Annotated in this window: 1 protein-coding gene and 1 pseudogene; both read left to right on the top strand. The window is 46.5% G+C overall.

Features of this window, described 5'->3' with window-relative positions; all coding sequences use genetic code 11:
• A pseudogene (locus tag A3738_RS30485) lies at positions 1-222 on the top strand (threonine synthase); the annotation flags it as partial.
• A gap of 65 nt (positions 223-287) precedes the next feature.
• On the top strand, positions 288-1,288 hold a 1,001-nt coding region (locus A3738_RS03780), incomplete at its 3' end, for a DHH family phosphoesterase (protein WP_197473558.1).

Raw genomic sequence — 1,288 nt, forward strand, 5'->3', positions numbered from 1 at the left:
GCTGCGCGCAAGACACGTCGTGATCAAGCAATTCCGATGGTAACACTTGGTACTGCGCATCCTGTTAAGTTTCCTGAGGCTGTAGAGAAATCTGGCGTTGACGTTTCTCCTGCGTTGCCGATCCATATGGCAGATTTATTTGATCGAGAAGAGCGCTATGATGTGCTTGATAACGACATTTCAAAAATCCAAGAATATGTTGTAGAGCATCGCCGTACGTAATTATTGTTAAATCAGGCGTAGCAGCCGTGCTGCGCCTTTTCTCCATTCCTCATTGAGTTGCGCTTATGCAGCGAAAGATAGTCCAGCGGGCTCTTCCAGAAAATTATAAATCACTCCCCGACATACCAGAGTTTTTATCAAAAATTTATGCTGCACGCGGTGTTGTTTCTGCTGATGAGCTAAGTCTTCAGCTTAAGTCAATGGCAAGTGCTGCTAAGCTGAAAGGTCTCGATACCGCCGTAGCTCTGCTTGTTGATGTCTTGTCTGCTAATGGACGGATTGTCATTGTAGGGGACTTCGACGCTGATGGTGCCACAAGCACGACCATAGCCTACGAGGCGTTGCGTGAGTTTGGGGCGAATAATGTCGATTATCTTGTTCCTGATCGCTTTAAATTTGGTTATGGGCTAACGCCTGAAATTGTTGATCTGGCCGCTCAATCAAATCCTACTCTAATAGTAACGGTTGATAATGGGATATCTAGTCACGAAGGTGTTGCGCGCGCGCATGCCTTGGGTATTAAGGTTATTGTCACTGATCACCATTTACCTGGCGACGAACTTCCAGATGCAGACGCGATTGTGAATCCGGCTCAGTACGGTTGCAACTTTCCCTCTAAGAATATGGCTGGTGTGGGTGTTATTTTTTATGTGATGTCCGCATTACGAGCCTCTCTCCGTACGATCAATTGGTTTCAAGATAAGAACCTTGTTGAGCCAAATATGGCTGCATATCTTGATCTTGTGGCATTAGGTACGGTGGCTGACTTGGTTGCTCTGGATTTTTATAATCGAATCCTCGTAGAGCAGGGTATGCGGCGAATTCGTGCGGGTAAAGCACGGCCGGGTATTTTGGCGTTATTTGAGGTTGCAGGTCGGAATTACGAAACAGCTGTTACAAGTGATCTTGGTTTTGCGGTTGGTCCTCGTTTAAACGCGGCGGGGCGATTAGATGATATGTCGACAGGTATTGAATGTTTGCTTTCGCGAGACATGCTTGATGCGCGTCAACGTGCTCAGGTTTTGAATGGCTTGAATCAGGAGCGCAAGCATATTGAGGAAGATAT

This window comes from Oleiphilus sp. HI0066 (assembly GCF_001635725.1).